Source organism: Phytobacter sp. RSE-02, assembly GCF_040578655.1.
GTDB classification, from domain to species: Bacteria; Pseudomonadota; Gammaproteobacteria; order Enterobacterales; family Enterobacteriaceae; genus Phytobacter; species Phytobacter diazotrophicus.
The window spans coordinates 1-729 of record NZ_JBEULY010000046.1 but is presented as its reverse complement, the minus strand read 5'-3'; the positions used below and the strand labels follow the sequence as shown (position 1 = coordinate 729).

General features: G+C 73.4%; 1 protein-coding gene. It reads right to left on the bottom strand.

What is annotated here, in order from left to right; all coding sequences use genetic code 11:
* Positions 1-729, bottom strand: a 729-nt coding sequence (locus tag ABU190_RS27285; protein ID WP_354692910.1) for a LysR family transcriptional regulator, incomplete at both ends; no start/stop codon positions are given.

Sequence of the window (729 nt, the reverse complement as noted above, 5' to 3'; positions counted from 1 at the left end):
AGATACAGCTCGGCCGCCACGTCGGCGCCCGCCAGCGGCCGGAACACCACGCCGTCGACATGCAGTTCGCGCGCCGACGCCGGCACGAGCGCGGCGCCGAGCCCCGCGCGCACGAGGCCGAGGATCGTATGCGTCTGCCCGACGTAATGCAGGTAGTTCGGCAGCCGCCCCGCGTTCGCGAAGACGCCGGAAATCAGGTCGTGGAAGTACTTCCCCTCGTTCGGCGAATACGCGATGAACGGCTGCCGGTCGAGATCGTCGGGACCGATGCGCTCGCACGCGGCGAGCGGCGCGCCCTCCGCGACCGCTACCAGCATCGGCTCGCGCTGCACGTGCCGGTATTCGAGCGGCTGGCGCGCGGCGCGCCGGCGCACGAAGCCGGCGTCGAGCATCCGCGACGCCAGCGCATCGATCTGCACGGTCGACACCAACTCGCGCAACTCGATGTCGACGTCCGGCAGCGCGTGCGCGGCGTGCGCCAGCAGCATCGGGAGGAGCCGGTACGCGAGGACCGGCGTGAAGCCGAGCGGGGAGCGGCGGGGGCGGCCGTGGGCGACGCGCTGCGCGGCCTGCTCGGCGCGTGCGGAGGGTTCGAGGGTGTGCCGCGCGTCGCGCAGAAGGCGCTGGCCGGCCGCGGTCAGGCTGAACTGCGGGCTGCTGCGTTCGAGCAGCGCGATGCCGAGCGCATGCTCGGGCAGCTGGATGTGCCGGCTGAGCGGCGGCTGGGTG